At 68.4% G+C, this 24,475-nt stretch carries 20 protein-coding genes; 16 read left to right on the top strand and 4 right to left on the bottom strand.

The features are described 5' to 3' along the window. Positions 1 to 23: 23 nt before the first annotated feature. A complete protein-coding gene (locus AC1PK7_RS09580) occupies positions 24 to 590 on the bottom strand; it encodes a glutathione peroxidase (protein ID WP_209031287.1) in 567 nt (188 codons plus the stop codon). Between the two features lie 128 nt (positions 591 to 718). Here AC1PK7_RS09580 and AC1PK7_RS09575 point away from each other — a divergent pair, with 128 nt between their 5' ends. The 7 genes from AC1PK7_RS09575 to AC1PK7_RS09545 all read left to right on the top strand — a co-directional run bounded on the left by AC1PK7_RS09575 (position 719) and on the right by AC1PK7_RS09545 (position 5,259). Then, entirely contained in the window at positions 719 to 961 is a 243-nt protein-coding gene (locus tag AC1PK7_RS09575) for a hypothetical protein (protein ID WP_010344229.1), read from the top strand. 2 nt (positions 962 to 963) lie between these two features. After that, positions 964 to 1,326: a GntR family transcriptional regulator gene (locus AC1PK7_RS09570; RefSeq protein ID WP_010344230.1), complete on the top strand. Its 363-nt coding sequence runs from the start codon at positions 964 to 966 to the stop codon at positions 1,324 to 1,326. Next, positions 1,323 to 2,204: an ABC transporter ATP-binding protein gene (locus AC1PK7_RS09565; protein WP_209031284.1), complete on the top strand. Its 882-nt coding sequence runs from the start codon at positions 1,323 to 1,325 to the stop codon at positions 2,202 to 2,204. The genes AC1PK7_RS09570 and AC1PK7_RS09565 overlap by 4 nt, the downstream gene beginning before the upstream one ends. Then, positions 2,201 to 3,193: an ABC transporter permease gene (locus AC1PK7_RS09560; RefSeq protein WP_481100631.1), complete on the top strand. Its 993-nt coding sequence runs from the start codon at positions 2,201 to 2,203 to the stop codon at positions 3,191 to 3,193. Before AC1PK7_RS09565 ends, AC1PK7_RS09560 begins: the two co-directional genes overlap by 4 nt. 43 nt (positions 3,194 to 3,236) lie before the next feature. Next, on the top strand, positions 3,237 to 4,061 hold the full coding sequence (locus AC1PK7_RS09555; protein ID WP_010344233.1) for a DUF4097 family beta strand repeat-containing protein: 825 nt from the start codon (positions 3,237 to 3,239) through the stop codon (positions 4,059 to 4,061). Positions 4,062 to 4,102: 41 nt separating this feature from the next. Then, positions 4,103 to 4,663 (top strand): DUF2884 family protein, encoded by a 561-nt coding sequence (locus AC1PK7_RS09550; RefSeq protein WP_481100630.1) that lies wholly within the window; start codon positions 4,103 to 4,105, stop codon positions 4,661 to 4,663. Positions 4,664 to 4,818: 155 nt separating this feature from the next. Beyond that, on the top strand, positions 4,819 to 5,259 hold the full coding sequence (locus AC1PK7_RS09545; RefSeq protein WP_481100629.1) for a hypothetical protein: 441 nt from the start codon (positions 4,819 to 4,821) through the stop codon (positions 5,257 to 5,259). Between the two features lie 224 nt (positions 5,260 to 5,483). On the opposite strand, the gene AC1PK7_RS09540 is transcribed toward AC1PK7_RS09545, so the two are convergent. Together AC1PK7_RS09540 and AC1PK7_RS09535 are read right to left on the bottom strand one after the other, a co-directional pair. After that, positions 5,484 to 6,917: a class II fumarate hydratase gene (locus AC1PK7_RS09540; protein ID WP_481100628.1), complete on the bottom strand. Its 1,434-nt coding sequence runs from the start codon at positions 6,915 to 6,917 to the stop codon at positions 5,484 to 5,486. A gap of 325 nt (positions 6,918 to 7,242) precedes the next feature. Next, a complete protein-coding gene (locus tag AC1PK7_RS09535; protein WP_481100627.1) occupies positions 7,243 to 8,241 on the bottom strand; it encodes a YiiG family protein in 999 nt (332 codons plus the stop codon). A 399-nt stretch (positions 8,242 to 8,640) separates the two neighbouring features. Between AC1PK7_RS09535 and AC1PK7_RS09530 the strand changes: the two genes are divergently transcribed. The 9 genes from AC1PK7_RS09530 (at position 8,641) to AC1PK7_RS09490 (ending at position 21,077) form a co-directional block, all read left to right on the top strand. Next, the gene (locus AC1PK7_RS09530) at positions 8,641 to 9,960 is read left to right on the top strand and encodes a hemolysin family protein (RefSeq protein WP_481100626.1); all 1,320 of its coding nucleotides are present in this window, start codon (positions 8,641 to 8,643) and stop codon (positions 9,958 to 9,960) included. A 36-nt stretch (positions 9,961 to 9,996) separates the two neighbouring features. Next, entirely contained in the window at positions 9,997 to 11,364 is a 1,368-nt protein-coding gene (purB, locus tag AC1PK7_RS09525; RefSeq protein WP_010344241.1) for an adenylosuccinate lyase, read from the top strand. 67 nt (positions 11,365 to 11,431) lie between these two features. Then, positions 11,432 to 12,034, top strand: coding sequence for a DUF3060 domain-containing protein (locus tag AC1PK7_RS09520; RefSeq protein WP_481100625.1), 603 nt, complete (start codon positions 11,432 to 11,434; stop codon positions 12,032 to 12,034). A 249-nt stretch (positions 12,035 to 12,283) separates the two neighbouring features. Continuing rightward, on the top strand, positions 12,284 to 13,525 hold the full coding sequence (locus tag AC1PK7_RS09515) for a ribosomal protein uL16 3-hydroxylase (RefSeq protein ID WP_481100624.1): 1,242 nt from the start codon (positions 12,284 to 12,286) through the stop codon (positions 13,523 to 13,525). Positions 13,526 to 13,532: 7 nt separating this feature from the next. Then, on the top strand, positions 13,533 to 14,432 hold the full coding sequence (locus AC1PK7_RS09510; RefSeq protein ID WP_481100623.1) for a GNAT family N-acetyltransferase: 900 nt from the start codon (positions 13,533 to 13,535) through the stop codon (positions 14,430 to 14,432). Between the two features lie 185 nt (positions 14,433 to 14,617). Beyond that, the gene (locus AC1PK7_RS09505) at positions 14,618 to 17,443 is read left to right on the top strand and encodes a 2-oxoglutarate dehydrogenase E1 component (RefSeq protein ID WP_010344245.1); all 2,826 of its coding nucleotides are present in this window, start codon (positions 14,618 to 14,620) and stop codon (positions 17,441 to 17,443) included. A 47-nt stretch (positions 17,444 to 17,490) separates the two neighbouring features. Then, positions 17,491 to 18,705, top strand: coding sequence for a dihydrolipoyllysine-residue succinyltransferase (gene sucB, locus AC1PK7_RS09500; RefSeq protein WP_017909176.1), 1,215 nt, complete (start codon positions 17,491 to 17,493; stop codon positions 18,703 to 18,705). Positions 18,706 to 18,817: 112 nt separating this feature from the next. Next, the gene (gene lpdA / locus AC1PK7_RS09495) at positions 18,818 to 20,260 is read left to right on the top strand and encodes a dihydrolipoyl dehydrogenase (protein WP_481100622.1); all 1,443 of its coding nucleotides are present in this window, start codon (positions 18,818 to 18,820) and stop codon (positions 20,258 to 20,260) included. Positions 20,261 to 20,483: 223 nt separating this feature from the next. Next, complete coding sequence (locus AC1PK7_RS09490; RefSeq protein ID WP_010344248.1) at positions 20,484 to 21,077, top strand: LOG family protein; 594 nt, start codon at positions 20,484 to 20,486, stop codon at positions 21,075 to 21,077. 320 nt (positions 21,078 to 21,397) lie between these two features. Here the strand turns inward: AC1PK7_RS09490 and AC1PK7_RS09485 are convergent, their stop codons facing one another. Continuing rightward, complete coding sequence (locus AC1PK7_RS09485; protein ID WP_481100621.1) at positions 21,398 to 24,283, bottom strand: bifunctional diguanylate cyclase/phosphodiesterase; 2,886 nt, start codon at positions 24,281 to 24,283, stop codon at positions 21,398 to 21,400. Between the last annotated feature and the right edge of the window lie 192 nt (positions 24,284 to 24,475).

The raw sequence follows: 24,475 nt of genomic DNA, 5'->3' as shown, positions 1-24,475 counted from the left end.
GCGGCCGAGATGTTGACCCGCTTTCAGTGCGACGCCGGCTGCGCTTTCAGTTCGCGTTCGATGGCACTGCGCAAGGCCGGATCGTCGGGCGTGACCTTGCTCGGAAATTGCGCGACCACATGCCCGTCGCGCGCGATCAGATACTTGTGGAAATTCCAGCCCGGCGCCACGCCGGTGGCCTGGGTCAGTTGCTTGTACAGCGGCGTCGCGTCGTCGCCGATCACATGCACCTTCTCGAACATCGGGAACTTCACCCCATAGGTGAGCGTGCAGAATTCCTGGATCTGCTTCTCCGATCCGGGCTCCTGGCCCTTGAAGTCGTTGGACGGGAAGCCGAGCACGCTGAAGCCCTGCGCCGCGTACTGCTGCTGCAGCTTCTCCAGGCCGTCGTACTGCGGGGTGTAGCCGCACTTGCTGGCGGTGTTGACCACCAGCAGCACTTTGCCGCCGTAGGTCTTGTTCAGGTTCACCTTGTCCTTGCCGGCCAGCGGACGGTAGTCCCGGTCCAGCAAGGAGCCCGCCCAGGCACTGCCGACGGTGCCGGCAGCGGCCAGGATCGCGAGGAAAAACAGACGCTTGGAAATTTTCATGAGGCACCGTCAGAGAAAAGGAGAAGTCGCGGGCAACCAGGTCGGAAGTTGGGTCTGCAGCGTGTTGACATGCCGTGTAACGGTGTTATAGTTAAATACAACACCACTCACCCAGAGCAGGTCCCACGATGAACCTCAAACGCCTCCAGCGCAGTCTTCCGGCCCTGGTCATCGTCGGCACCCTGCTCTGCGCGAGCTGGATCGGCGCCCAACGCCACCAGGGACGGCCGCTGGATTATGGCGCCAGCACGCCGCACGACGACAGCGCCGCCGGCGCCGCACCTTCTACCGTCCCGGCGGTGCGGCGTCTGCGGGCCTCGCTGTCCGTGCCTTATTTCTCCTTCGCGCGCACCCTGCGCCCACGGAGCTGACCATGAGCGATATCCAATGGAGCGACGGCGCTCCGATCTACCGCCAGCTGAAGGACCGGGTCATCGCGATGATGCTCGACGGCATCCTCAAGCCCGGCGACGCCCTGCCCTCGGTGCGCCAGGTGGCCGCCGAATACCAGCTCAACCCGATCACCGTCTCGCGCGCCTACCAGGAACTGGCCGACGAGGCCCTGGTCGAGAAGCGCCGCGGGCTGGGCATGTTCATGACCGAGGAAGCGGCGCAGAAGCTGCGCGGCAGCGAGCGCGACCGCTTCCTCAACGAAGAGTGGCCCCTGGTGCTGGAACGCATCCAGCGCCTGGGCCTGACATTGGAAGACTTGTTGCCACCGGGGAAAACGCCATGACTGCCGCTGTCGCCGCATCCGAATCCGTCGTCTACGCGCAGGGGTTGCGCAAGACCTACAACCACAAGCCGGCCCTGGCCGATGCCTCCTTCACCATCGCGCCCGGCCGCATCGTCGGCCTGATCGGCCCCAACGGCGCCGGCAAGACCACCGCATTGAAGGCGGTGCTGGGCCTGACCGCCGTGGAAGGCGAACTGCGCGTGCTGGGCATGGACCCGCGCAAGCAGCGCGACGCGCTGATGAACGAGGTGTGCTTCATTGCCGACGTGGCGGTGCTGCCGCGCTGGATGCGGGTGAGCGAGGCGATCGACTTCGTCGCCGGCGTGCATCCGCGTTTCGATCGCGCCAAGTGCGAGCGCTTCCTGGCCAACACCAAGCTCTCGCCCAAGCTGCGGGTGCGCGAGATGTCCAAGGGCATGATCGTGCAGTTGCACCTGGCCCTGGTGATGGCGATCGACGCGCGCCTGCTGGTGCTGGACGAGCCGACCCTGGGCCTGGACATCCTGTACCGCAAGGAGTTCTACCAGCGCCTGCTGGAAGACTATTTCGACGAGCAGAAGACCATCGTCATCACCACCCACCAGGTGGAGGAGATCGAGCACATCCTCACCGACGTGCTGTTCATCCGCGACGGCCGCATCGTGCTCAGCGCCGACATGGAGCACATGGCCACCCGCTACACCGAACTGCTGGTGCCGGCCGAGCGCATCGAGGCCGCGCGCGCATTGCAGCCGATCGACGAACGCGGCCTGCCGTTCGGCAAGTCGGTGTTCCTGTACGACGGCGTGCCGCAGGCGCAGCTGGCCGCACTCGGCGAAACCCGCACTCCCGGCCTGGCCGACCTGTTCGTCGCCATCATGAAGGGCACCTACGCATGAACGCTCCCGCCAAGACAATCTCTCCCGTGTCCACCTTCAAGTGGCTGCTCAAGCGCGAATTCTGGGAACACCGCGGCGGCTTCCTGTGGGCGCCGGTCATCACCGGCGGCATCGTCGCCACGCTGTACACGGTGCTGTCGATCATCGGCAGCATCGCCGGCCGCAACCATGGCGGCAGCTCGCGCCTGAACGACGTGCAGTGGGATGGCCAGGCCGCGAACGCCCACCAGATCATCGGCGCGGTCGGCGACGGCACCATGCTCGCCGGCGTGGTCCTGGCCTGCATCGTGGTCGGCTTCGTGGTGTTCTTCTATGCGCTGGGCGCGCTGTACGACGACCGTCGCGACCGCAGCGTGCTGTTCTGGAAGTCGCTGCCGCTGTCGGACACCAGCACCGTGCTGTCCAAGGCCGCCTGGGCGCTGTTGCTGGCGCCGCTGCTGGCGATCGGCGTCGGCCTGCTGATCGGCCTGGCGCTGTGGGTGGTCACCGCGCTGACCCTGTCGGTCAACGGCATCCCGCAGAGCACCGCGGTGTTCACCGAATCGCACCCGCTGCGCATCATCGGCATGGTCCTGGCCGCACTGCCGGTGCAGGTGCTGTGGTCGTTGCCGGCGATCGGCTGGCTGATGCTGTGCTCGGCCTGGGCGCGCAGCAAGCCGTTCCTGTGGGCGGTGCTGATCCCGATCCTGGGCTGCGTGACCGCCAGCATGATGGGCATCCTGCCGATGCTCAACGTCAACCACAACCTGATCTGGTACACCGTGGTCTATCGCGGCCTGCTCAGCGTGCTGCCGGGCAGCTGGGGTCCGGTGCTGAACGAACAGGTGGCCGAAACCCACATCAGCGGTCCGCAGGACCTGGTCAACGCGATCCATCTCGGCGACACCTGGGTGCTGTTCCGCGATCCCGACCTGTGGATCGGCGCCGCGGTCGGCGTGGCCTTCATCGTCGCCGCGATCTACGTGCGCCGCTGGCGCGACGAAGCCTGATCGCAACGCCGTCTCCCTTCCCTTTTCCGCAAGGAGTTTCCCGATGCACAAGACCCTCGCCCTGTGTGCCCTGCTGTCGCTGCCGGCCGTGGCCATGGCCGACGACTGCAAGTATTCCGAACCGCGCGAACTGAAGCTGGACCTGGCCGGCGTCAAGTCGGTGCTGCTGGACGTGCAGCAGAACGACCTCAAGCTCACCGGCGCCAGCGGCGGCGACTCCACCCTGCGCGGCCGCGCCTGCGCCTCCGACGCGGACATGCTCAAGGAGCTGACCCTGCGCCAGCGTCACGACGGCGACACCCTGGTGGTGACGCTGAAGCACGAGGGCAAGATCCATGGCATCAGCGTCGGCAACCGCTACGCCTATCTCAACGTCGCCGGCAGCATCCCGGCCAACCTGCCGGTGCAGCTGCAACTGGGCTCGGGCGATGCCGAGATCAGCGGCGTGGCCTCGCTCGACGCCAAGATCGGCTCCGGCGACTTGCATGCGCAGAACATCCGCGGTGCGGTCAGCGCCACGGTCGGCTCCGGCGACATCGAACTGCGCAATGTCGGCAGCGTGGCCCTGCCGACGCTGGGCTCGGGCGACGTCAAGGCCGACCAGGTCGGCGGCGACGTCAAGGTCGGCACGGTCGGCTCCGGCGACCTGACCGTGCACGGGGTGCGCGGCAGCGTGCAGGTCGACAGCGTCGGCTCCGGCGACGTGCAACTGCGCGATGTCAGCGGCAGCGTCGCGGTGCAGACCGTGGGTTCCGGCGACCTGGATGTCGGCACCGTCGGCGGCAACCTGAGCGTGCAGAAGGTCGGCAGCGGCGACGTCACCCACCACGGCGTGCGCGGCAGCATCAACCTGCCCAAACCGCGCTGATCCAACAGGCCACTCTCTCCCTTCCGCACGAGGATACGCCCATGCAATTCCGTTCACTGTCCCTGGCCGGTGTCGCCCTGGCCGTGCTGTTCTCGCTCAGCGGCTGCCAGCGCTCGGCCTCGTCGAACGACCGCGTCGTGGTCGACCACGGCGGCGCGCAAAGCCTGACCTTCGTCAACGGCGACCTCACCCTGAAGGCCAATGGCCAGCCGCCGGCCACCATCACCCGCGACGGCAAGCTGTTGATCGACGGCAAGCCGGTCGCCCTGGACGCCGAGCAGCAGCGCCTGCTGCTGGCCTACCGCAGCCAGATCGAAGCGGTGGGCAAGCAAGGCGTGGAGGTCGGCAAGGCCGGTGCGGCGCTGGGCGTCAAAGCGGCCGGCGATGCAATCAGCGGTGTGCTCAGCGGCGACACCGACCATATCGGCGAGCGGGTCGAGGCGCAGGCCGACAAGATCAAGCAGGCCGCGCTGAAGATCTGCGACCAGGTCGCCGCGCTGCGCGCCGCGCAGGATGCACTGATGGAAAAGGTGCCGGCGTTCCGTCCGTATTCCACGCTGGAAGACAGCGACGTGCGCGACTGCAAGCATTCGGCGGCGTAAGGCCGCCACGCCGACCGGGTGCGCGCGCGCGTGCCGGGCCGGCCTTGCATGGCTTCGGGCGATCGGTGGACTGGTCCCTGCGACATGCGGCCGCACGCCGCACCACAGCCACACGCTCTAGAATGGGCGGCACTCCCCCCCGCTCCATCGCCGCCATGAAGAAGACGCTGTTCGCCTGGTTCTCGCTGCTGTCGCTGTGCCTGCTGCTCGCCGCCTGCGGCGGACGCGGCGGCGAGACCGCCTCCTCGCGCGCCGAGCGCAGCAAGCCGCGGGTGGCGGTGGACAGCATGAACGTGATGCTGCGCCGCGCCCCGGCCGCCAACGCCACCATCGGCCCCGATGGCAGCCTGCGCATCGACGACATCGAACTGCCGCTGCCGCCCGCGCAGCGCACCGAACTGCAGCAGTTGTTCATGCAACTGCAGATGCAGCGCCAGCGCACCCTGGAGACCGCGGCGCCGGACCCGAACATGCGTTCGGTCGGCTTCGCGCCGACCCCGGAGATCACCGAAGCGCAGGCGGCGGTGTTGCGCGACATTCCCTCGCTGCAGCCGTACCGCGACAGCTTCGGCAACCTGCAGGCCGAACGTCGCTGAGGCGTGCTCGCGCGCGCAAGTGCCGGCACAAGAGCGCCTCCAGTAACGATGGAGGCCTTCCTGTAGGAGCGGCTTCAGCCGCGATGGGCCTTCCCGGTAAAGCCCATCGCGGCTGAAGCCGCTCCTACACAGGGGCTTGCGATACGGTGTCTGGGCGCGATGTGGGAGGGACGTCAGTCCCGACGGCTGCCAGGTTCAACCGCCAGCATGCGCTCCGTCGCGGCTCAGCCACCGCCCCCCGCACCGGCATGAATGCCGCCTTCGGTCAGCGCGGCCGGATCCAGCAACCGGCGCAGTTCGTCCTCGCCGAGGCCGCTGTCTTCCTTGGCCACCTCCAGCACCGGCCGGTTCTCCTTGTAGGCGCGCTTGGCGATCGCCGCGGCCTTTTCGTAGCCGATGATCGGGTTCAACGCGGTGACCAGGATCGGGTTGCGGTCCAGCGCCTCACGCACCCGCTCCTCGCGCACCTTGAGCCCGGCGATCGCCGAATCGGCCAGTAGCACCGACACGTTGCCCAGCAACTGGATCGACTCCAGCAGGTTGGCAGCGATCAACGGCAGGGTCACGTTCAACTGGAAGTTGCCGGTCTGCCCGGCCACGGTGATCGCGGTGTGGTGGCCGATGACCTGCGCACAGGCCATCACCGTGGCCTCGGGAATCACCGGATTGACCTTGCCCGGCATGATCGAGCTGCCCGGCTGCAACGCCGGCAATTCGATCTCGCCGAGGCCGGCCAGCGGCCCGGCGTTCATCCAGCGCAGGTCGTTGGCGATCTTGATCAGCGCCACCGCCAGCGCGTTGAGCTGGCCGGACAGTTCCACCGCATCGTCCTGCGCGGCCAGGCCCTCGAACTTGTTCTCGGCGCTCTCGAAGGTAACGTCGGTCAGCGCCGACAGCGCCTTGGCGACCTTGCCGCCGAAGCGCGGATCGGCGTTGATGCCGGTGCCGATGGCGGTGCCGCCCAGCGGCAGCCGGCGCAAGCGCTTGAGGCTGTCGTCGATGCGCGCCTGCGCCGACACCAGTTGCGCCGACCAGGCGCCGAATTCCTGGCCGAAGGTCAGCGGCATCGCGTCCATCAGGTGGGTACGCCCGGTCTTGACTACGCCCTGCAGTTGCTTGGCGCGCTTGTCGATAGTCTTGCGCAGGTGCTTGAGCGAGGGCAGCAGGTGCTCGCGCGCAGCGAGCAACGCAGCGACGCGGATCGCGGTCGGCACCACGTCGTTGGAACTCTGGCCGAGGTTGACGTGGTCGTTGGGGTGCACCGTCGGCAGCGCCTTGCTGCCGTTCTTGCCCTCGCCCTTGGCGCTGCGGTTGGCCAGCGTGGCGATGACCTCGTTGGCGTTCATGTTCGACGAGGTGCCCGACCCGGTCTGGTAGATGTCAATCGGAAAGTGCGCGTCGTGGCGGCCGTCGGCCACCTCCAGCGCCGCGGCATGGATCGCCTTGGCGACCGCCTTCGGCAGCAGGTCCAGGTCGGCGTTGACCCCGGCCGCGGCGGCCTTGATCAGGCCCAGCGCACGGATGAAGCCGCGCGGCATCGGGCGCCCGGACACCGGGAAGTTCTGCACCGCACGCTGGGTCTGCGCTCCCCACAAGGCCTCTGCAGGCACCTGCAGTTCGCCCATGCTGTCGTGTTCGACCCTGAATGTGTCACTCATCGCGCAATCTCCGCATCTGCAAAAAGGAATCCATCGGCGCCGTCATCGGACGTCCGGGGAGGCAGGCTGGCGGGATGGCGGCTGGCGCACGCATTATCCGCGGCGCAGCGCCCGGCGTCAGCAGTGTGCGCCGGCGGATGTTAGGAATGTCTGGAGGCGTGCCAGGCGCGCGAGCGCGGTGATCGGCGGATGCAGGCAGTCGACGCGATGCCTGTCGACGGTACGCAGTCGCCGGCCGAAGCGCCGGCAAGACGCCATGGCACGCAGGGCGGCCACGGCGACCGCGGCGGCGGGACTGGCGGCATTGCGCCGCCAGCCAGGACGCTCAGCGCTGCCGGTTGCTCTGGAACACGAGGTCGTTGTAGCTCTTCATCAAGCGTGCCGGCGAGCCTTCCGGCGCGACGATCGGGTTGTCCAGCGCGCGCTGCTCGAATGCGCTGTAAGAAATCTTTTCCGCCACCCGCTTGATCCGCGCCTTGGATTCCTTGCGGAAGTTCTCGGCGGCGGTTTCGAAACCGCTCCAGTCGGACTTGCCCGGCTCCTGGTTGGCGACCTTGGCGTGCGCCTCGTCGGACAGGCGGTTGAAGCCGGCCACCAGCGCGGTGGCCTTGGCGGTGTCGAAGTCGTCGTCCTGCATCAGCCCGACGATGTCCTTGGCCTCGAGCATCATCGACAACCGATAGAAGTCGCGGGTACGGCCCTCGGCCTTCTCCATCGCCTTCAACTGCTCGCGCTGCGCGGCGTCGTTCTGCGCCTCCAGTTCATGGCTGAAGGCGTCGCTGGCCTCGTGGAATTCGGACAGCGCGGCCATCAGCGGGGCATGCAGTTGCTTGCCCTTGGCGAACTGATCGTCCTGGTAGTCCTCGCGGTCGTAGTAGTCGCGGGCCTGGTTGGCCAGCGGCTGCAGCGTCTTCAACGCGGCCAGATAGCGCTTGGCCGCCGCATCCAGCGCCGGCAACGCCGGCTTGGCCGCGATCGCCTCGGTCATCGGCGCGTCGCACTGCTTCATGGCGTACTCGTCGATCGGGGCGGGCCCGTACACGCTGGTTTCCTTGCCCGTGGGGCCGGCCTTGGGGTCGGCCATCCAGCGCACGTACTGTTGCGCGCCTTCGTGGATGCGCCCATCGACCTTGTTGAAGCATTCGATGTAGGCGTTGAGCTTGCGGGTCAGCGCCTGGTCCGCTTCGTCGGCGGCGGCGGCGGCGTCTGCGGGAGCATGGCTGGCATCGGTGTCGGTCGGCGTGGCCGAGGGTTTGCCGCCACAGGCGGTGAGAAAAACGGACACAGCAGCGGCCAGCGCCGCAAGACGCAAAGAAGATTTCATGGGGGAACGTTGATGTTGAAAACGGTTACAGAAAGTTTAGCAAACGAAAAGATCGTCGCGGCGTGATGGCTGGAGGGCCGGGATGATCAGCCATTCGGCTGCTGAAAGGCCGGGGAGTCGGGATTGGAGATTCGCAACAGCGGTTGCGCGTCCTTCCACGGTATTCGTTGGCGACGCTTTGCCTGTGACGGACTGCGCGAGATGGCGCGCGCCTGCGGCGGCCGCGCAGCGCATCGGCTAGACTCCGACGACGTATCACCGATGGAACTTCCACGCCGCCATGGGCGACGATTCAGACTGTAGATGCCGGCGCACGCTGCGCCGGGCCACGCACCCCGCGGTTTCCATCCTGCCCACCTGGCGCGCTGACGCGCCAGCGACGCGCGCCGGGGAACGCACATGATCGGCAACCTCCTGCTGTTGGCGCTGGCGATGCTGCTGGTGCTGCTCAACGGCTTCTTCGTCGCCGCCGAGTTCGCCCTGGTCAAGCTGCGCCACACCCAGGCGGTGGGGCTGGCCGAGCGCCACGGCTGGCGCGGCCGCCTGCTGCTCAACGTGCACGGCCACCTCGACGCCTATCTGTCGGCCTGCCAGCTCGGCATCACCCTGTCCTCGCTGGGCCTGGGCTGGGTCGGCGAGCCGGCCTTCGCGCACCTGCTGCAGCCGCTGTTCGACCTGCTGGGGCTGAGCGAAGAGGCGGCGCGCCTGAGCGCCTTCGTCATCGCCTTCAGCGTCATCTCGTTCCTGCACATCGTGCTTGGCGAACTCGCGCCCAAGTCGATGGCGATCCGCCGCCCGGAGCGCATGTCGCTGTGGACCGCGGCGCCGCTGTACCTGTTCTACTGGGCGATGTATCCGGCGATCTGGCTGCTCAACACCAGCGCCAACGGCTTGCTGAAGGCCGTGGGCTGGGGCGAGGTCGAGCATGCCTCGCACCGCTATTCGCGCGAGGAACTGAAGCTGATCGTCGGCCGCCAGCACCCCGCCGGCGGCGCGCCCGACCACGAACTGACCTTGATGAGCCACGCACTGGAGCTGCCGGAACTGGTGGCGGGCGACCTGATGCGGGCGCGCGACCATCTGCGCGGGTTCCGCGAGGGCATGCCGCTGGAGGCGGTGATGGCCGAGTTCGCCGACAGCCGCTACAGCCGCTATCCATGGTTCGACCGCGACGGCGAGCAGGTGCTGGGCATCCTGCACATGAAGGACCTGCTCGTGGAGATCGCCCGCGGCCGCCGCAGCGACGACCTGCGCCCGCTGCTGCGCCCGGCCAACCTGATCGCGCTGGAGACGCCGGTGCCGCTGGTGCTGGAGCGCTTCCGCACCGGGGCCACGCACATGGCGCTGTGCGTGGACGAGCACGGCCGCATCCTCGGCTACTTCACCCTGGAAGACCTGCTGGAAGTGGTGGTCGGCGACATCGAGGACGAGCACCCGCACGTGGTCAAGGACGCGCCGACCCGCGGCGCCGACGGCAGCGTGCTGGTGGCCGGTTCGACCTCGATCTTCCGCCTCGAACGCCTGCTCGGCCGCGACCTGCGCGCGCCGGAGCACCTCAACTCGGTCGGCGGGCTGATCGTGCACCAGTTGCAGCGCCTGCCCGAGGAAGGCGAGCGGCTGGAGATCGACGGGCACCTGTTCACGGTCAAGCGCATGGCCGGTCACCGCATCCAGGCGGTGACCGTACGCCTGGCGCCGGCCGAGGCCGCGCCGACGTAGAATGGCGCCCCCGCCGACACCACCCCACGCCCCGCCATGTCCGATTCCGCCCTGCTCGCCCTGTCCCCGCTCGATGGCCGCTATGCCGGCAAGGTCGACGCCCTGCGGCCGATCTTCTCCGAATACGGCCTGATCAAGGCGCGGGTGAAGGTGGAGATCGAATGGCTGCTGGCGCTGGGCGCCGAGCCGGGCATCGGCGAGCTGGCCGCGTTCTCGCCGGCGGCGGCGCAGCGCCTGCGCGCGCTGGCCGAGGGCTTCGGCGTGGAGCACGCGGCGCGGGTCAAGCAGATCGAGCGCACCACCAACCACGACGTCAAGGCGGTGGAGTACTTCATCAAGGAGCAGCTCAAGGACGACGCCGAACTCGGCCCGGCCCTGGAGTTCGTGCATTTCGCCTGCACCAGCGAGGACATCAACAACCTCAGCTACGGGCTGATGCTGGAGCAGGCCCGGCGCGAGGTGCTGCTGCCGACCCTGGACGCGGTGATCGCGACGCTGCGCGCCCTGGCCCATGCGCAGGCCGCACAGCCGATGCTCTCGCGCACCCACGGCCAGACCGCCTCGCCGACCACCCTGGGCAAGGAGATCGCCAACGTGGTCGCCCGCCTCGAGCGCCAGCGCCGGCAGATCGCCGCGGTCGAGCTGACCGGCAAGATCAACGGCGCGGTCGGCAACTACAATGCCCACGTCGCCAGCTACCCCGACGTCGACTGGCCGGGCTTCGCGCAGCGCTTCGTGGAAAGCCTGGGCCTGGTGTTCAACCCCTACACCACCCAGATCGAGCCGCACGACAACGTCGCCGAACTGGGCGACGCCACCCGCCGCGCCAACACCGTGCTGATCGACCTGGCGCGCGACATCTGGGGCTACATTTCGCTGGGCTACTTCAAGCAGAAGCTCAAGGAAGGCGAAGTCGGCTCCTCGACCATGCCGCACAAGGTCAACCCGATCGACTTCGAGAACGCCGAAGGCAACTTCGGCATCGCCAACGCCCTGTTCGAGCACTTCTCGGCCAAGCTGCCGATCAGCCGCTGGCAGCGCGACCTCACCGACTCCACCGTGCTGCGCGCGCTCGGCACCGCCTTCGGCCACACCCAGGTAGCGCTGGACTCGCTGGCCAAGGGCCTGGGCAAGCTGACCGTGAACCCTGAGCGCCTGGACGCCGATCTGGACGCGGCCTGGGAAGTGCTGGCCGAAGCCGTACAGACGGTGATGCGCCGCCACGGCCTGCCCAACCCCTACGAGCAGCTCAAGGCGCTGACCCGCGGCCAGGGCATCACCGCCGACTCGATGCGCGCCTTCGTCGAGACCCTGGACCTGCCCGAGGACGCCAAGCAGCGCCTGCGCGAGCTGACCCCGGGCGGCTATGTCGGCCTGGCCGAACGGCTGGCGCGCGACATCTGAGCCGCGTCCCGTCCATCCTGGGTTAATCGGCCAGGGGCATGCTGGTGGCTCACAGCAGAGCCCCGCGATGAAACGCACCCCGTTGTTTGTGTTGCCGCTGCTGGCCTTGGCCGGCTGCGCGCAGGCGCCACGCCCGCCGGCCGGCGATGGCGCGCACACCGCCGCCCCGCGCACCGTGGTCATGCAGGCCGCGCCGCCGATCGCGGCGACGCCGTCGGCCGGCGACATTGCCGATGGCGACGAGCGCGACGCCGCGACGCCGATCCGCATGGCCGCTTCGGCCAGCGGCGACATCGATTGCGACGGCCGCGACCTGAACATCGTCGGCCGCGACGCCACCCTGGTGCTGCACGGGCACTGCGCCACCGTCAGCCTGTTCGGCCGCAACGGCAACCTGCAGATCGAACGGGCCGACACCCTGCGCGTGCTCGGCGACAACGCGCAGGTGACGGTGCACGGCGACGCCGGCCAGGTCGCGCTGTTCGGCCGCCACGGCCGCCTGCAGATGGCGCGCATCGCCACGCTGGAGGTGTCGGGCGACCAGAACCAGCTGCAGGCCAGCGCGATCGGCGCCATCGTCCTGCAGGGCAACGACAACGCCATCGTCCAGCGCAGCGGCACGGCCCAGGTCGACGACAGCGGCCGCGACAACCGCATCCTCGACCAGTAACGCCCAGCGCCTCGCCCGCCGCGACGCGGCCGCCGCGCGCCGCGGACGTCCCGAACCGCCGGCGGCGCGCACCCTGCATGCACGCATGCGCCAGAACCGGATCGCCGGATCGCCACCACCTTGGCCGACGGCGATCCGCCAAGCCCGCCGCGATGGCCCCACGGGCCAAACCGGCGGACAATGGCCGGGTCCGGCCGGCGCCGCCGCGCGCCCGCCCTTTCCTTCCGCGTTGCAAGGACCCCACCGCACATGGCTGCCCGCAAGACCGCCGCTCCCGCCTTCGAACTCCACGCCCGCCCCGGGCAACCACTGGGCATGCCCGCCGCGACCTTCCTGCGCGACTACTGGCACAAGCGCCCGCTGCTGATCCGCAACGCCTTCCCCAACTTCGTCTCGCCGATCGAGCCCGGCGACCTGGCCGGCCTGGCCTGCGAAGAGGCGGCGCTATCGCGGCTGGTCGAGCACGACCGCGGCAACGACCGCTGGCGGGTGCGCAGCGGCCCGTTCCAGGAGCACGAGTTCCCCGGCATGCCCGACCACGACTGGACCCTGCTGGTGCAGGATGTGGACAAGTGGGACCCGGACATCCGCGCCCTGCTTGAGCAGTTCCGTTTCCTGCCGCGCTGGCGGGTGGACGACGTGATGGTCAGCTTCGCCGCGCGCGGCGGCTCGGTCGGCGCGCACGTGGACCACTACGACGTGTTCCTGCTGCAGGCCCACGGCCACCGCCGCTGGCAGATCGACGCCAGCGTCGCGCTGGGCCGCCCGGCGCCGCCGACCGACTTCCGCGACGACGTGGAACTGAAGCTGCTGCGCCAGTTCGAGCCGACCCACGACTGGGTGCTGGGGCCCGGCGACATGCTGTACCTGCCGCCGCTGGTGCCGCACCACGGCGTCGCCGAGGACGCCTGCCTGACCTTCTCGGTGGGCATGCGCGCGCCGTCCTCGGCCGAGCTGATCGCCGATTACCTGGACACGCTGATCGACGGCGCCGACGAGGCATTGCGCTACCACGACGAAGACCTGCAGGCGCCGACCGATCCCTACGAGATCGATGCGGCGGCGATGGGCCGCGTGGTCGAGGCGCTGAACGCGCTGCGCATGAACGACCCGGACAAGCTGGGCGCCTGGTTCGGCCGCTTCATCACCACCTACCGTGCCGCCGGCGAGATCCTGCCGCCGGCCGGGCTGCCGCCGGCGGCGGAGATCGCCGCGGCGCTGGAACAGGGCCTGGTCCTGCAGCGGCATCCCTGGGCGCGGCCGGCGTGGCGGCGCGCCAGCCGCAGCGCCATGCTGTTCTGCAGCGGCCTGGAGTTCGCGCTGCCGGTCAAGGACGCCAAGCGCCTGGCCGCGGCCGAGCACATCGACGGCAGCGACTACGCGGCGCTGTCGGCAGCCGGCAGGCAGACCCTGCTGGAACTGATCGAAGGCGGCTTCTATCAGCCGCTGGAGGCCGAGGACGCCACCGACGAGGACGCCGACGCGGCCTGATCCGACCATGCCCGGCCCCGGTTTCCGCATCGCTGCGCTGGATCCCGTCCACGACGGCGCCGAACTGCACGCGCTGCGTGCCGCGGCCGGCACCGTCGCGGACCCGGCCGACCCCACACGTGGAGCGCAGGACGCGCTGGGCGAACACCTGGTCGCGCGCAGCGACGATGGCCAGGTGGTCGGTGCGGCCCGGCTCGGCGCGGACCGGCGGATCGCCGCGCTGACCGTGTTGCCGGCCTGGCGTGGACGCGGCGTCGGCAGCGCGCTGCTGCGCGGCCTGATCGCGCAGGCGCAGCAGCGGGGTTGGCCGCAGCTGGCGCTGCATGCGCCCGCCGCGACACTGGCATTCCATGCCCGCCAAGGCTTCCTGCCGCCGCCGGGCGGCGTGGCCGCCTCCGCGGAGGCCGTGCCGCTGCGCCGCCGCTTCGACGGCGCGGTGGCGGTGGAGGACGCGGCGATGGCGATCGCCGCCAGCATCGCGGTGCTGGCGCAGGCCCGCCGCCAGGTGCTGATCCACAGCCGCATGCTGGATCCCGGCCTGCTCGACGATGCCCGCGTGGTGGAACAGGTGCGCCGCTTCGCGGTCGCCGCGCATGCCAAGCAGGTGCGCGTGTTGCTGCACGACGCAGCCGCGCCGCAGCGTGCCGGCGCCCCCTTGCTGGCGCTGGCACAGCGCCTGCCCAGTGTGTTCCAGTTCCGCGAAGTCAGCGATCCGGTGGACCGCAGCGACGCCACCGCCTACCTGGTCGACGACGGCGGCGGCTACTACTTCCGTGGACTCGGTCACCGTTACGACGGCGAGACCGACCTGCTCGGTGGCGGCCGCGCGCGCCAGTTGCGCGCCACCTTCGACCGGGTCTGGGAGCGCGCCCGGCCCTGCAGCGAACTGCGCGCACTGGGCTGGTGAGGCGGCCGCGACCACGCCGCCGCAACTGCCACGGATGAACCGGGATCGGCCTTGACCACGCCGAATGCACACCCCGGCTGGTTCATGGGGGTATAATTTTTGCGCTTGATTACGCCCGCGCGGCCCTCGCGTCCGCCGGTTCCTACCGCAAGCCACCCCAAACAAAGCGACCGCACCCCACCATCGTGGACAATCTACTCAAGCAGTTTGCGCAGTCATCGCAACTCGCCGGCGGCAATGCCGCCTATATCGAAGACCTGTACGAACAGTATCTGGTCTCTCCCGACAGCATCGATCCCAAGTGGAAAACCTACTTCGACGGCTTCCAGGGCCGCGATGCCGGTGACGTTCCCCACTCTGCGGTCATCGCCCACATCGCCAGCGCGGCGCGCCAGGCCGCCAACAGCGGCACCGGCCCGAGCGGCGACGAGCGCGAGCGCCATGTCGGCCGCCTGATCACCGCCTACCGTTCGCGCGGCCACCTCGGCGCGCGCCTGGATCCACTTGGCCTGACCCCGCCGGTGAACCCGCCGGACCTGGGCCTGCCGTTCCACAGCCTGTCGGAAAGCGATCTGGGCAGCGAGTTCAGCACCGGCGGCCTCGGCGGCCAGCCGCGGATGAAACTGCGCGATCTGCTGGCGCGGCTGAAGGCGACCTACACCGGGTCGATCGGCAGCGAGTTCATGCACATCTCCGAGTTCGAACAGCGCCAGTGGATCTACCAGCGCCTGGAGAACGCGGGCGGCAACATCGCCGGCGACGCCGCCAGCCGCCGCCGCACCCTGGAGCGGATCACCGCCGCCGAGGGCCTGGAGCGCTACCTGCACACCAAGTACGTCGGCCAGAAGCGCTTCTCGCTGGAAGGCGGCGACTCGCTGATCCCGATGATGGACGTGCTGGTGCAGCGCGCCGGCAACGACGCGGTCAAGGACATCGTGGTCGGCATGGCCCACCGCGGCCGCCTCAACGTGCTGGTCAACACCCTGGGCAAGAACCCGCGCAAGCTGTTCGACGAGTTCGAAGGCAAGTTCGAGCACGCCCACGACGACCGCGCCCACACCGGCGACGTGAAGTACCACATGGGCTTCTCCGCCGACGTGGCGGTGGCCGACGGCAAGTCGGTGCACCTGGCGCTGGCGTTCAACCCCTCGCACCTGGAAATCGTCGATCCGGTCGTGGTCGGCAGCGTGCGTTCGCGCCAGGAGCGCTACGGCGACGCCGCGCGCAAGTCGGTGCTGCCGGTGATCATCCACGGCGACGCCGCGTTCGCCGGCCAGGGCGTGGTGATGGAGCTGTTCCAGATGTCGCAGGCGCGCGGTTTCGCGGTCGGCGGCACCGTGCACATCGTGGTCAACAACCAGATCGGCTTCACCACCAGCGCCCGCGACGACGCCCGGTCCACGCTGTACTGCACCGACGTGGCCAAGATGATCGGCGCGCCGGTGTTCCATGTGAACGGCGACGATCCGGACGCGGTGGCGTTCGTGGCCAACCTGGCCTACGACTTCCGCCAGCAGTTCAACAAGGACGTGGTCATCGACCTGGTCTGCTACCGCCGCTGGGGCCACAACGAGGCCGACGAACCGGCGGCCACCCAGCCGGTGATGTACCAGACCATCCGCAAGCACAAGACCACCCGCGAGCTGTACGCCGCCCAGCTGGAAAGCGAAGGCGTGCTGCAGGCCGGCGAGGCGCAGGCGCTGGTCGACGGCTACCGCAACAAGCTCGACTCGGGCGAGTACACCACCGAGCTGGCGACCCGCAAGCCCGACGAATTCGCCATCGACTGGTCCAAGTACCTGTCGGGCAAGCTGTCGGACAAGGTCGACACCACGGTCAAGCGCAAGACCCTGGACCAGTTGGCCAAGATCATCACCACCATCCCGGGCGGCGTCGAGCTGCACCCGCGCGTGGCCAAGATCTACGAGGACCGCGTGAAGATGGCCGCCGGCGAACTGCCGGGCGACTGGGGCTTCGCCGAGAACCTGGCCTACGCGACCCTGCTGGGCGAAGGCCACAAGCTGCGCCTGGTCGGCCAGGACGCGGGCCGCGGCACGTTCTTCCACCGCCACGCGATCCTGCACGACCAGAAGACCGACAGCTATTACCTGCCGCTGCGGCAGCTGGTGGAGAACCCGGAAGACGCCACCGTGATCGACTCGCTGCTCAGCGAGGAGGCGGTGATGGGCTTCGAGTACGGCTACTCCACCACCGATCCCAACGCGCTGTGCATCTGGGAAGCGCAGTTCGGCGACTTCGCCAACGGCGCGCAGGTGGTGATCGACCAGTTCATCGCCGCCGGCGAAGCCAAGTGGGGCCGCATCTCGGGCCTGTCGCTGTTCCTGCCGCACGGCTACGAAGGCCAGGGTCCGGAGCACAGCTCCGCACGCCTGGAGCGCTTCCTGCAGCTGTGCGCGCTGGAGAACATGCTGGTCTGCGTGCCCACCACCCCGGCCCAGGCCTTCCACATGATCCGCCGGCAGATGCGCATGTCCACGCGCAAGCCGCTGGTGGTGATGACGCCCAAGTCGCTGCTGCGCCACAAGCTGGCGGTGTCGACCCTGGAGGAACTGGCCGACGGCGAATTCCAGCACCTGATCCCGGACGCCAAGGCCGACCCGAAGAAGGTCAAGCGCGTGGTCGCCTGCTCGGGCAAGGTCTACTACGACCTGCTCGAGGACCAGACCAAGCGCGGCCAGGACGACGTCGCCATCCTGCGCGTGGAGCAGCTGTATCCGTTCCCGCGCGAGCTGCTGTCGGCCGAACTGAAGCGCTACGGCAATGCCACCGACCTGGTCTGGTGCCAGGAAGAGCCGCAGAACCAGGGCGCCTGGTACCAGATCAAGCACCACCTGCAGGCCTGCCTGGCCGACGGACAGAGCCTGCACTACGCCGGCCGCGCCCGCTCGCCGTCTCCCGCCGCCGGCCACTTCGCCGAGCACGTGGAAGAGCAGCTGAAGCTGGTCGCCGATGCGCTGTTGAATCCGTTCAACGACCAAGTCGCTGAATAAACACCCTTTCACACTTCAAAAAAGACACCACTAGGACGCCCCCTGCAATGGCCACCGAAGTCAAAGTTCCGGTACTGCCCGAATCCGTATCCGATGCCACCATCGCCAGCTGGCACAAGAAGGCCGGCGAGGCGGTCAAGCGCGACGAGAACCTGGTGGACCTGGAGACCGACAAGGTCGTGCTGGAAGTGCCCTCGCCCGTCGATGGCGTGCTGAAGGAGATCAAGTTCGAGACCGGCGCCACCGTGACCAGCTCGCAGATCCTGGCGATCATCGAGGAAGGCGCGACCGCCGCTGCGGCGCCGGCCGAGGCCAAGGTCGCCGAGGCCCCGAAGGCCGAAGCGCCCAAGGCCGCCGCCGCGGAAGCGCCGAAGGCCGCCAAGGCCGACGCGCCGAAGGCCGCCGGTGATGTGTCCAGCCTGCCGCCGGGCGCGCGCTTCAGCGCCATCACCGAAGGCGTGGATCCGTCCCAGGTCGAAGGCACCGGCCGCCGTGGCGCGGTGACCAAGGAAGACATCCTCAACTACGCCAAGAACGGCGGTGCCGGCAAGGCCAGCGGTGCGCGTCCGGAAGAGCGCGTGCCGATGACCCGCGTGCGCAAGCGCATCGCCGAGCGCCTGATGCAGTCGAAGAACTCGACCGCGATGCTGACCACCTTCAACGAGGTCAACCTGGCCAAGGTCTCGGCGGCGCGCAAGGAACTGCAGGACGAGTTCCAGAAGGCCCACGGCATCAAGCTCGGCTTCATGAGCTTCTTCGTCAAGGCCGCGGCCAACGCGCTGCAGCGCTTCCCGCTGGTCAACGCCTCGATCGACGGCGACGACATCATCTATCACGGCTACAGCGACATCTCCATCGCCGTGTCCACCGACAAGGGCCTGGTCACGCCGGTGCTGCGCAACGTCGAGCGGCAGTCCTTCGCCGACATCGAGCAGGGCATCGCCGACTACGCCAAGAAGGCGCGCGACGGCAAGCTGAGCCTGGAAGAACTGCAGGGCGGCACCTTCACCGTGACCAACGGCGGCACCTTCGGCTCGCTGCTGTCGACCCCGATCATCAACCCGCCGCAGAGCGCGATCCTGGGCATGCACGCGATCAAGGAGCGTCCGATCGCCGAGAACGGCCAGGTCGTGATCGCGCCGATGATGTACCTGGCGCTGTCCTACGACCACCGCATCATCGACGGCAAGGACTCGGTGCAGTTCCTGGTCGACATCAAGAACCAGCTGGAAAACCCGGGCCGGATGCTGTTCGGTCTGTAAGAGCCGGGATTGGGGATTCGGGATTGGGGATTCGTAACAGCGTCCCCGTCCTGAGCCCCTCCTGCTTTTGCGAATCCCGAATCTCCAATCCCGAATCCCGTGAGCGAATGAAATGAGCGAACAACAGCAATACGACGTCGTCGTCATCGGAGCCGGTCCCGCCGGCTATCACGCGGCCATCCGCGCCGCCCAGTTGGGTCTGAAGACCGCGTGCATCGACGCGGCGCTGGGCAAGGACGGCAAGCCGGCGCTCGGCGGCACCTGCCTGCGCGTGGGCTGCATTCCGTCCAAGGCGCTGCTGGATTCCTCGCGCCAGTTCTGGAACATGGGCCACCTGTTCGGCGAGCACGGCATCAGCTTCAAGGATGCCAAGATCGACGTCGCGGCGATGGTCGGGCGCAAGGACAAGATCGTCAAGCAGTTCACCGGCGGCATCGCCATGCTGTTCAAGGCGAACAAGATCACCCCGTACTACGGCTTCGGCGAATTGCAGCCGGGCAACGTGGTCAAGGTCAAACAGCACGACGGCAGCGAAGTCGAGCTGAAGGGCACCAACGTGATCCTGGCTGCGGGCTCGGATTCGATCGAGCTGCCGTTCGCCAAGTTCGACGGCGAGACCATCGTCGACAACGTCGGCGCGCTGGACTTCACCGAAGTACCCAAGCGCCTGGCGGTGATCGGCGCCGGCGTGATCGGCCTGGAACTGGGCAGCGTGTGGAAGCGCCTGGGCGCCGAGGTCACCATCCTCGAGGCGCTGCCGGACTTCCTGGCCCTGGCCGATGCCGAAGTGGCCAAGACCGCGCTGAAGGAATTCAAGAAGCAGGGCCTGGACATCAAGCTCGGCGCCAAGGTCTCCAAGACCGAAGTGACCGGCAAGGGCAAGAAGCAGGAAGTCGTCGTCACCTACAGCGATGGCGAAGGCGAGAAGACCCTCAACGTGGACAAGCTGCTGGTGGCCGTCGGCCGCCGCGCCGCCACCAAGGGCCTGCTGGCCGACGGCACCGGCGTCAAGGTCAACGAGCGCGGCCAGATCGAGGTCGATGCGCACTGCCACACCGGCGTGGACGGCGTGTGGGCGATCGGCGACTGCGTGCGCGGGCCGATGCTGGCGCACAAGGGCTTCGAGGAAGGCATCGCGGTCGCCGAACTGATCGCCGGCCTGCCCGGCCACGTCAACTTCGACACCATCCCGTGGGTGATCTATACCGAGCCGGAAATCGCCTGGGTCGGCAAGACCGAGCAGCAGCTCAAGGCCGAGGGCGTGCCGTACAAGGCCGGCAGCTTCCCGTTCGCGGCGATCGGCCGTGCGGTGGCGATGGGCGAGCCGGCTGGCTTCGTCAAGGTCATCGCCCATGCCGAGACCGACCGCGTGCTGGGCATGCACCTGGTCGGCGTCGGCGTCTCCGAACTGGTCCACGAAGGCGTGCTGACCATGGAGTTCAACGGCTCGGCCGACGACCTGGCGCGCATCTGCCACGCCCACCCCACCCTGTCCGAAGCGATCCACGACGCGGCCATGGCGGTGAGCAAGCGGGCGATTCATAAGGCCAATTGAGGCCGGGATTGGGGATTCGGGAGTGGGGATTCGCCAAAGCCGCGTCCCTGCCTCCATCCCCGATCCTTTATCCCACAGCGCCGGGCACATGCCCGGCGTTGTGCTTTGCGGATCGCCCCACGCATGAAGCCGATCAAGCGATGATCCGCGCCCACTCCGGCATTATCAGCGCCCCGACCCACTCACCGCTTTTACGAATCCCCAATCCCAACTCCCGAATCCCATGAAAAGCATCTGCGTCTACTGCGGCTCCAACGCCGGCAACAAGCCGGCCTACGTCGAGCGCGCAACCGAATTGGGCACCCGCATCGCCGAGCAAGGGCTGCGCCTGGTCTACGGCGGCGGCAATGTCGGTCTGATGGGCACCGTGGCCAATGCGGTGCTCGCCGCCGGCGGCGAGGTCACCGGCGTGATTCCCAAGCAACTGGCCGACTGGGAAGTGGCGCACCGCGGCCTCACCGAACTGGAGATCGTCGGTTCGATGCACGAGCGCAAGTCGCGCATGTTCGACCTCTCCGACGCCTTCGTCGCCCTGCCCGGCGGCTTCGGCACCATGGAGGAAATCTTCGAGATGCTGACCTGGCGCCAGCTCGGCATCGGCAACAAGCCCTGCGCCTTCCTCGACGTGGAAGGGTTCTACGCGCCGCTGATCGGCATGATCGATCGCATGGTCGAAGAGCGCTTCCTGCACCCGGACCAGCGCGCCGACCTGTGGTACGGCAGCGACATCGACACGATGCTGGGCTGGATGCGGGACTACACGCCGGCGCAGGCTTCTAAGTGGATCGACGAGAAGCGTCGGAACGCACTGCGTTGAGGGCATCCGATCGGCGGTTAGCGCCTCGCGCGTGGCGACGCGTTACAAATTCCGGCGCCTCACTGCTTGCACGGCGCGGATTGATGAAAAGCGACGCAACGCGTTGCGCCAAAGGAATCGGATCCGCGGCAAGCGCTTCGAGTATGGCGACCCGTTAGGTCACCGCCCATACCGACAGGACGTATCCTGTAGGAGCGGCTTCAGCCGCGACGGGGCTTTACCGAGAACGCCCATCGCGGCTGAAGCCGCTCCTACGCCACGCGCTGCCATGGCGACAGCGCGCTCCGAGCGCATGGCGCCGCGCTCCACGTTCGATCGCCTCAAAGCTGCTGCGGCGCGGCGGCTGGGCGCCCCAGCAGATAACCCTGCCCGTAATTGCAGCCCAGCTCGCGCAATGTCGCCAGTTGCTGCTCGGTCTCGATGCCCTCGCCCACGGTCTCGATCCCCAAGGTGCTGGCCAGGGCAAGGATGCCGCGCACCAGCGCGTGGCTGCCGGTGCCGCGTTCGTCCTGCAGGCCGGCGACGAAGCTCTGGTCGATCTTCAGCACCGAGATCGGGAAGCGGTGCAGGTAGGACAGCGCCGAGAAGCCGGTGCCGAAGTCGTCCAGCTGCGCCAGCACGCCGCGCTCGCGCAATGCCTGCAGGATGGCCAGGGTGCGCGGGGCGTCGTCGAGCAGCGCCACCTCGGTGATCTCCACGCGCAGGCGGCGCGGGTCGGCGCCGGCGCTGTCGATCAGCCCGAACAGCCGTTCGGTGAAATCCGGCGAGCGGAAATGCCGCGGCGAGACGTTCACCGAGACGTAGCCGCCCTCGCTCTGCGCCAGGCGCCGGATCACCTGCGCGTACAGCAGCCAGTCCACCTGCTCGATCAGGCCGCTCTCCTCGCCCAGATCGATGAACTGGCTCGGCACCAGCAACCCGCGGCTTTCGTGGCGCCAGCGCAATAGGGCCTCGTGGCCGATCACCTCGCCATCGTGCAGGCGCACGATTGGCTGGTAGAACGGCTCGAAGTCGCGGTTGTTGATCGCCCGGCGCAGGTCCGCCTCCAGGTCGAGGCTGCGCAGCGCCGCCTCGCGCATGGCCTCGTCGAACACCACGCAGCGGTCCTGGGTCTGCGCCTTGGCCCGGTACATCGCCGCGTCCGCGTCGCGCAGCATCTCCTCGCCGTTGTGGTAGCGCGGATGCCAGGCCGCGATGCCCAGGCTGCCCGACGGGAACAGTTCGCGGCCGGCCACCCACATCGGCTGGCCGAGCACATGCAGCAGGCGCCGCGCCAGTTCGCGCGCACCGTCCAGGCCGTGCTCGCTCGGCGTCAGCACCGCGAACTCGTCGCCGCCCAGGCGCGCCACCACGTCCTGGCCGCGGATTGTGGAGACGATGCGCTTGGCCACCTGCACCAGCATCTCGTCGCCGGCGGCGTGGCCGATGCTGTCGTTGACCAGCTTGAACCGGTCCAGATCCAGGAACAGGACGGCGAAGGTCTTGCCGCCGCCGCGGGCACGCGCGATCGCCTCGCTGAGCCGGTCCAGCAGATGCGAGCGGTTCGGCAAGCCGGTCAGCGCATCGTGCAGCGCCTGGTGGGTCAGGCGCTGTTCGGCGCGCCAACGCTCGGCGATCTGCGCCAGCAACTGCTCGTTGACTTCGGCCAGTTCGCGGGTGCGCTCCTCCACGCGCTGCTCCAGTTCCGCGTGGGCCAGCCGCAGCCGTTCCTGCGCGCGTTGCCGCGCCAGGCCGCTGCCGACGTTGTGCGCGACGAAGGTCAGCAGGCGCTGGTCGTGTTCGGTGAACCGCACCTTGGCGATGTAGCTCTGCACCACGATCGCGCCAATCACCTCGCCTTCGTCGAACAGCGGCACGCCCAGCCAGCTATAGGGGCGCTGGCCGTATTCCTGCACCTCGCCCTGCGCCAGCAAGGCGTCGATGTCGGGAAGCTCCAGCAGTTGCGGGCGCCGCACCCGCATCACGTACTCGGTCAGTCCGCGGCCGCGGCGCCGCTGCGGCCGGTACGGGGTGAACTCGTCCACCGAGTACACGAACTCCAGCATCGTGTCGTCATCGGACAGCAGCGCGATGTACAGATTGCGCGCGTCGATCAGCCCGCCGACGATGGCGTGCACCTCGGTATAGAACTGCTGCAGGCTCTCCGAGCGGATCGCCAGTTCGGCGATGCGGAACAGCGCCAGTTGCAGGGTCTCGGCGCGCTTGCGCTCCTGGATCTCCTCCTGCAAGTCGTGGTTGGCACGCTGCAGTTCCTGGGTGCGCAGGTGCACGCGCCGCTCCAGCTGCACCTGCGCATGCCGCCGGTCCATCGCGGTCTGCACGTGCTGGGCCACATAGGCCAGCAAGGCGCGGTCGGCATCGGTGTAGCGCAACGCGTAGTCGTAGTTCTGCACCACGATGGCCCCGCACACGCGGCCCTCGCGCAACATCGGCACGCCCAGCCAGTCGCGGCTGTCCGGGCCGTGTTCGGCGTTGTAGCCCACCTGCAGGCGTTCGCGCACCTGTTCCGACGGCCCACGCACCGCACGGCCATGGCGCAGCAGCCCCACGGTGAGGCTGTTCGGCATGTCGCGCAGCAGGTAGGTCTTCTCCGGATCGGCGACGAAGTCGTCGTGACGGTCGGAGAAGTACAGGAAGCGCATGCTTTGCTGGTCTTCGTCGTATTCGACGATGTAGCAGTTCTCCGCGTACATCAGCGATTCCAGCACCGCGTGCACGCGCTGCAGCATCTGGCCCATTTCCAGATCGGCACCGGCCAGGTCGGCGATCTCGTACAGCGCCTGCTGCAGCTGCTTGGATTTTTCCAGGCCCGCGATGCGCGCGCGCATGCGTTCGGTGTCGAGCAGGTTGAGACCGAACGCGACCGCGGCCTCGCACCAGGCCGTGCGATACGCCGCATCCAGCGGCTGCTTCGCCTGCGCGCCGATGACCACGCAAGCCCCCTCGGCGGTACGGTGCACGTGCAGCACCGTCGGTGTCGTCGACGGCGGCAACTCGGTGGCGGCCAGCGTCTGCGCGACCAGCGCCTGCAGCCATTCCGGCGCGTCCGCGCTGGCGCCGTGGAAGCGCCCGACCACGCCGTCGCCGCAGCCGATCGCCACGGCGCTGCCGGGCGGCAGCAGCCCGCACAAGGCCTGCGCCGTGCGGGCGGGCGCATGGCCGCCGGATGCGTCTTCGCGGACGGTGGCGGACGAATTGAACAGCATCGACAACGATTCTCCTGCAGGGCCCCCCGGAACCGCTCCACGCTCGCCCTTCATCATCAGCATACCTGTTGCATGGACCGATCGACGGCCGATCGACCCCGACGCGACGAGATGGGCGTTTGTCTACACATGTTGTCAGAATTTCCGCCCTCGCCACTCTCTCCCGGCCCCTCGCCTCCCGACTATGCGGCG

The organism is Xanthomonas sp. NCPPB 3174 (genome assembly GCF_056725205.1).
The sequence above is the reverse complement of the archived record's forward strand: the minus strand, read 5'-3'. Positions and strand labels throughout refer to the sequence as shown.

What these genes read in the sequence shown, in the direction of transcription:
- AC1PK7_RS09580 (WP_209031287.1), bottom strand. Translation starts at nt 590, where the DNA reads ATGAAAATTTCCAAGCGTCTGTTTTTCCTCGCGATCCTGGCCGCTGCC.
- AC1PK7_RS09575 (WP_010344229.1), top strand. Translation starts at nt 719, where the DNA reads ATGAACCTCAAACGCCTCCAGCGCAGTCTTCCGGCCCTGGTCATCGTC.
- AC1PK7_RS09570 (WP_010344230.1), top strand. Translation starts at nt 964, where the DNA reads ATGAGCGATATCCAATGGAGCGACGGCGCTCCGATCTACCGCCAGCTG.
- AC1PK7_RS09565 (WP_209031284.1), top strand. Translation starts at nt 1,323, where the DNA reads ATGACTGCCGCTGTCGCCGCATCCGAATCCGTCGTCTACGCGCAGGGG.
- AC1PK7_RS09560 (WP_481100631.1), top strand. Translation starts at nt 2,201, where the DNA reads ATGAACGCTCCCGCCAAGACAATCTCTCCCGTGTCCACCTTCAAGTGG.
- AC1PK7_RS09555 (WP_010344233.1), top strand. Translation starts at nt 3,237, where the DNA reads ATGCACAAGACCCTCGCCCTGTGTGCCCTGCTGTCGCTGCCGGCCGTG.
- AC1PK7_RS09550 (WP_481100630.1), top strand. Translation starts at nt 4,103, where the DNA reads ATGCAATTCCGTTCACTGTCCCTGGCCGGTGTCGCCCTGGCCGTGCTG.
- AC1PK7_RS09545 (WP_481100629.1), top strand. Translation starts at nt 4,819, where the DNA reads ATGAAGAAGACGCTGTTCGCCTGGTTCTCGCTGCTGTCGCTGTGCCTG.
- AC1PK7_RS09540 (WP_481100628.1), bottom strand. Translation starts at nt 6,917, where the DNA reads ATGAGTGACACATTCAGGGTCGAACACGACAGCATGGGCGAACTGCAG.
- AC1PK7_RS09535 (WP_481100627.1), bottom strand. Translation starts at nt 8,241, where the DNA reads ATGAAATCTTCTTTGCGTCTTGCGGCGCTGGCCGCTGCTGTGTCCGTT.
- AC1PK7_RS09530 (WP_481100626.1), top strand. Translation starts at nt 8,641, where the DNA reads ATGATCGGCAACCTCCTGCTGTTGGCGCTGGCGATGCTGCTGGTGCTG.
- purB (WP_010344241.1), top strand. Translation starts at nt 9,997, where the DNA reads ATGTCCGATTCCGCCCTGCTCGCCCTGTCCCCGCTCGATGGCCGCTAT.
- AC1PK7_RS09520 (WP_481100625.1), top strand. Translation starts at nt 11,432, where the DNA reads ATGAAACGCACCCCGTTGTTTGTGTTGCCGCTGCTGGCCTTGGCCGGC.
- AC1PK7_RS09515 (WP_481100624.1), top strand. Translation starts at nt 12,284, where the DNA reads ATGGCTGCCCGCAAGACCGCCGCTCCCGCCTTCGAACTCCACGCCCGC.
- AC1PK7_RS09510 (WP_481100623.1), top strand. Translation starts at nt 13,533, where the DNA reads ATGCCCGGCCCCGGTTTCCGCATCGCTGCGCTGGATCCCGTCCACGAC.
- sucB (WP_017909176.1), top strand. Translation starts at nt 17,491, where the DNA reads ATGGCCACCGAAGTCAAAGTTCCGGTACTGCCCGAATCCGTATCCGAT.
- lpdA (WP_481100622.1), top strand. Translation starts at nt 18,818, where the DNA reads ATGAGCGAACAACAGCAATACGACGTCGTCGTCATCGGAGCCGGTCCC.
- AC1PK7_RS09490 (WP_010344248.1), top strand. Translation starts at nt 20,484, where the DNA reads ATGAAAAGCATCTGCGTCTACTGCGGCTCCAACGCCGGCAACAAGCCG.
- AC1PK7_RS09485 (WP_481100621.1), bottom strand. Translation starts at nt 24,283, where the DNA reads ATGCTGTTCAATTCGTCCGCCACCGTCCGCGAAGACGCATCCGGCGGC.